A 4744-nucleotide genomic window follows, 5' to 3' on the forward strand; every position below is an offset into this window, starting at 1 on the left:
CTCCCCTCCCATCTGCGGCACCTCGTCACCGACGCCGAGGCGTTCCTCGGCCCCTCCCCCGAGCACCCCTGGTACGCGGGCGCCGTCCTGCTCGCCGGACGGGGCGGCACCGTCGCCCTGCACCGGCCCATCGGCATGGCGGTGCGCTACCGGGCCTACGACGAGGAGACCGACACCGGCGTCGAGTTCCCGGCCGGCGAGCAGATCCCCATGGCCGAGGACACCGTCTTCGACCTGGCGTCGGTGTCCAAGCTGTTCACCTCGATCCTGGCCGTGCAGCAGATGGAGCGGGGCGGACTGGAGCTGGAGGCGAAGGTCGCCTCGTACCTGCCGGACTTCGCACGCGCGGGCAAGCAGGACATCACGATCCGTCAGCTCCTCACGCACACCTCGGGCTTCCGCGCCTGGATCCCGCTGTACAGCGCGCCGACGTACGAGGAGAAGCTCCAGCTCATCTGGAACGAGGCGCCGGTCAGCCCGCCGGGCACGGCGTATCTCTACTCGGACCTGAACCTCATCTCGCTCCAGCTGGTGCTGGAGCGGATCACGGGCCGCTCCCTGGACGTCCTCCTCCGCGACGAGATCACCGCGCCGCTCGGCCTGCGCCGCACCCGCTACAACCCGCCCGCCTCCTGGCGGCCGAAAATCTCGGCCACGGAGGACGCGCGCCCGCCGTGGTCCGGACTCGACCGGGGCCTGGTGTGGGGCGAGGTGCACGACGAGAACGCCTTCAGCCTCGGCGGGGTCGCGGGCCACGCGGGCGTGTTCTCCGACGCGTGGGACCTCGCGGTCCTCGGCCGTACGCTGCTCAACGGCGGTGTCTACGGACGGGCGCGGATCATGGAGCCGGAGTCGGTGGAACTGATGTTCACCGACTTCAACACCGCGTTCCCCGGGGACGAGCACGGCCTCGGCTTCGAGCTCTACCAGCACTGGTACATGGGCGCGATGGCCACCCCGCGCAGTGCCGGGCACACCGGCTTCACGGGCACCTCGCTGGTGCTCGACCCGACGACCGACTCGTTTCTCGTCGTGCTGGGCAACTCGGTGCATCCGGTGCGGAGTTGGCGATCCGGGTCGGCTCCCCGGGTGGCCGCCGCGAACCATCTGGCGCGGGCCGTCCCGGTCCGGCCGGTGCGGGGGCGCGCGGCCTGGTTCTCCGGGATGGCGGTCTCCGCCACGGCGACGCTCACCCTCCCCCCGCTCGACACGTCGTCGTCCGGCGGGGCCCGGCTGCGCTGCGCGCTGTGGTGGGACACCGAGCCCGGAGCCGACGTACTGGTGCTGGAGGCGGCGGCCGACGGGGGCACGACCTGGCAGCCGGTGCCCTTCACGACAAACCGCCGGGGAGAGGATCCCCGGCAGCACTCGTCGGGCTCGGTCACGGGCTGGTCCGGCCGCGTCTGGCACCGGCTCACCGCCGACCTCCCCGCCGCGCGCCGGCTGGCCCTGCGGTGGCGGTACACGATGGACCGGCGGTACGTCGGCCGCGGGGCCTACGTGGACGGGCTGCGCGTGGACGCGGCCGACGGCGTCCTCTTCGACGAGGCGCGCCCGGCGGACGCGGCGCGCGTCGAAGCGGTGGGGTGGACGCCGTCGGCCGACTGAGACGGCCGGGTCACCGGTTGAAGACGGTCACTGGTTGAAGACGGCCTTCTGCACCTCGTTCGGGCCGTCGAAACGGTCCTCCTTCAGGCGGTCGAGGGTGCTGACGACCTTCTCGTCGGCGTGGTTGCTGCGGGCACGTTCCACCAGGTGCTTCTTGTCCGTCGGGTAGTCCATGCCCTTCAGGGCCTTCTGCAGATCGGTCGGGCTGAGGTCGGCCATGAGAGCCTCCCGTGGGTGGTGCGACCGTCCGCGCGGGGCGGCCGGCTGGTACGGATACCTTCGTGCTGTCGGAGTGCCCCTCAGAACGGCAGTGATTCAGTCGTTCCCGATTTCCAGCACCGCCATCGCCGCGTTGTGCCCCGGCACCCCGCTGACCCCGCCGCCGCGTACCGCGCCGGCCCCGCACAGCAGCACGTTCGCGTGCCGGGTCTCCACGCCCCAGCGGCCGGTGCCGTCCTGGGCGTGGGGCCAGCTCAGCTCGCGGTGGAAGATGTTGCCGCCGGGCAGCCCGAGGTCCCGCTCCAGGTCGAGAGGGGTCCGGGCCTCGATGCAGGGCCGTCCGTCCGCGTCGGTGGCCAGACAGTCGGCGAGCGGTTCGGCCAGGTGGGCGTCGAGCTGGGCGAGTGTCGACTTCAGCAGCTCCTCGCGTACGGCGTCGTTGTCCCGCTCGAACAGGCGGGCCGGGGTGTGCAGGCCGAAGAGGGTGAGCGTCTGGTAGCCCTGGTCGGCCAGGTCCGGGCCGAGGGTGCTCGGGTCGGTGAGCGAGTGGCAGTAGATCTCGGAGGGCGGAGCCGCGGGCAGGTCACCGGCGGCGGCCTGGGCGTGGGCGGTGGCCAGTTGCTCGTAGCCCTCGGCGACGTGGAAGGTGCCGGCGAACGCCTCGTGAGGGTCGACGGCGCCGTCGCGCAGCCGCGGCAGCCGCGTGAGCAGCATGTTCACCTTGAGCTGGGCGCCCTCGGCGGGAGCCGGAGGTGTGTCGCCGGTCAGTTCGGCCAGGGCTTGCGGGGAGGCGTTCACCAGGACGTGCCGGGCGGCGACGGTGCCCTCGCCGTCGGCGGTGCGGTAGGTGACCTCGGCCTCCTGGCCGTCCGTGGCGATGCGCAGCGCCTCGTGGCCGGTGGCGAGGACGGCGCCCGCGGCGCGGGCCGCGTCGGCCAGTGCGTCCGTGAGGGCGCCCATGCCGCCGACCGGCACGTCCCAGTCACCGGTGCCACCGCCGATCACGTGGTAGAGGAAGCAGCGGTTCTGCTTCAGCGACGGGTCGTGGGCGTCGGCGAAGGTGCCGATGAGCGCGTCGGTGAGGACCACGCCGCGCACCAGGTCGTCCGCGAAGTGCTCCTCGACGGCGACCCCGATCGGCTCCTCGAACAGCATGCGCCAGGCCGCCTCGTCGTCGAGGCGGCGGCGCAGTTCCTCGCGGGTGGGCAGCGGCTCGRTGAGGGTCGGGAAGACCCGCTGGGCGACGCGGCCGGTCATGCCGTAGAACTCCTGCCAGGCCCGGTACTCGCGGTCGGAGCCGGTGAGCCGGGCGAACGCCTCCCTGGTCCGCCGTTCGCCGCCGCCGACGAGGAGCCCGGTGGGGCGGCCGTCGCGGTCGGCCGGCGTGTAGGAGGAGACGGTCCGGGCGCGCACCCGGAAGTCCAGGCCGAGGTCCCGCACGATCTTCTTCGGCAACAGGCTGACCAGGTACGAGTAGCGTGACAGCCGGGCGTCGACCCCGGCGAACGGCCGGGTGGACACCGCCGCGCCGCCGGTGTGGTCCAGCCGCTCCAGCACGAGCACGGAACGGCCGGCCCGGGCCAGGTAGGCGGCGGCGACCAGGCCGTTGTGGCCGCCGCCGACGATGACGGCGTCGTACGTCCGGTGTGCGCGGGGTCCCAGGGGTGCGGTCATGCCTCTTCGTAACACGGGGTGATCCAGGTCGGCCAGACGGACACCGGACGGCGGCCGTGCCCTGCCGGGCGTGTCACCCCCCGGCCGACGCCCGCTGCCCGCGCAGGGCCGCCACCCTGCGGTACAGCGCCACGGCCTCGTCGCTCCGGCCCAGCTGCTGGAGGCAGTGCGCCTCGTCGTTGCGGCTGGCGAGGGTGTCGGGGTGGTCCGGGCCGAGGACGCGTTCGCGGGCGGCGGCCACCCGGCGGTACTCGGTGAGTGCGTCGGGCCAGCGGCCCAGCCAGCCGAGGCCGACGGCGACCTCGCGGCGGCTGACCAGGGTGTCCGGGTGGTCGGGGCCGAGGACCCGCTCGCGCACGGCGCTCACCTCGCGGGACTCGGCGAGGGCCTCCTCCCAGCGGCCGAGCCTGCCGAGGTTGACGCAGCGGCCGTGGCGGGCGCGCAGGGTCTCGGGGTGCGCGGGGCCCTGGGCCCGGGTGCGGTCCGAGACCAGGGCGGTGTAGAGGTCCAGGGCCTCCGCGCTGCGGCCCAGACGGCCCAGGCTGATGCCGATCTCGTGCCGGGCGGCGAGCGTGTCGGGGTGGTCGGGGCCGAGGGCACGGCCGCGGGCCTCGGCGACCTCGCGGTACGTCTCCAGGGCCTCGGTCCAGCGGCCCAGCTGGCCGAGCGCGTAGGCGACCTCGTAGCGGGTGACCAGGGTGTCGGGGTGGTCGGGGCCGAGCACCCGGGCACGGGCGGCGGCCACCTCGCGGGCCATCCGGTAGGAGTCCTCCAGGCGGCCGAGGCGGCTGAGGTTGAAGGCGAGGTTGTGCCGGCAGCGTAGGGTGTCCGGGTGGTCGGGCCCCATGGTGCGCTCCCGGGCGGTGAGCACCGACGTGTACACCCGGTGGGCGTCGAAGGGGCGGCCGAGCTGGCCGAGCACGTAGGCCATCTCCTGACGGGCGGCGAGCGTGTCGGGGTGGTCGGCGCCGAGCGTGCGGATCCTGGCCTCGGTGACGTGCTTGTACGCGCGCAGGGCGTCCGGTGCGCGGCCGGTGCGACTCAGGGCGAAGGCGACCTCGTAGCGGCTGGCGAGGGTGTCGGGGTGGTCGGGGCCGAGCAGGTGCTCGCGTTCGGCGGCGACCGCCCGGTGCACCTCCCCCGCCTCCGCCCAGCGGCCGAGCCGGCCGAGGCTCAGGCCCGCGTTGTGCCGGCCGGCCAGGGCGGTGAGGACCTCCGGGGACGGGGCGGGCCGTTCCTCGGG

General features: G+C 74.2%; 4 protein-coding genes. 1 reads left to right on the plus strand and 3 read right to left on the minus strand.

All coding sequences use genetic code 11. The features are described 5' to 3' along the window. The coding region (locus CA983_RS40920) for a serine hydrolase domain-containing protein (protein WP_086605738.1) at positions 1–1608 on the plus strand (1608 nt) is incomplete at its 5' end. Between the two features lie 27 nt (positions 1609–1635). On the opposite strand, the gene CA983_RS40925 is transcribed toward CA983_RS40920, so the two are convergent. The 3 genes from CA983_RS40925 to CA983_RS40935 all read right to left on the minus strand — a co-directional run. Then, entirely contained in the window at positions 1636–1827 is a 192-nt protein-coding gene (locus CA983_RS40925) for a DUF2795 domain-containing protein (RefSeq protein ID WP_086605739.1), read from the minus strand. A 96-nt stretch (positions 1828–1923) separates the two neighbouring features. Continuing rightward, positions 1924–3501, minus strand: coding sequence for a phytoene desaturase family protein (locus tag CA983_RS40930; RefSeq protein WP_086605740.1), 1578 nt, complete (start codon positions 3499–3501; stop codon positions 1924–1926). Between the two features lie 73 nt (positions 3502–3574). Beyond that, positions 3575–4744 (minus strand): tetratricopeptide repeat protein (locus CA983_RS40935; protein ID WP_143645731.1); only part of this gene is annotated, 1170 nt, incomplete at its 5' end.

This window comes from Streptomyces swartbergensis, from assembly GCF_002148965.1.
Classification (GTDB): domain Bacteria; phylum Actinomycetota; class Actinomycetes; order Streptomycetales; family Streptomycetaceae; genus Streptomyces; species Streptomyces swartbergensis.

Excerpts from the sequence above, each read along its gene's own strand:
- CA983_RS40925 (WP_086605739.1), bottom strand. The coding sequence starts at position 1,827 with ATGGCCGACCTCAGCCCGACCGATCTGCAGAAGGCCCTGAAGGGCATG.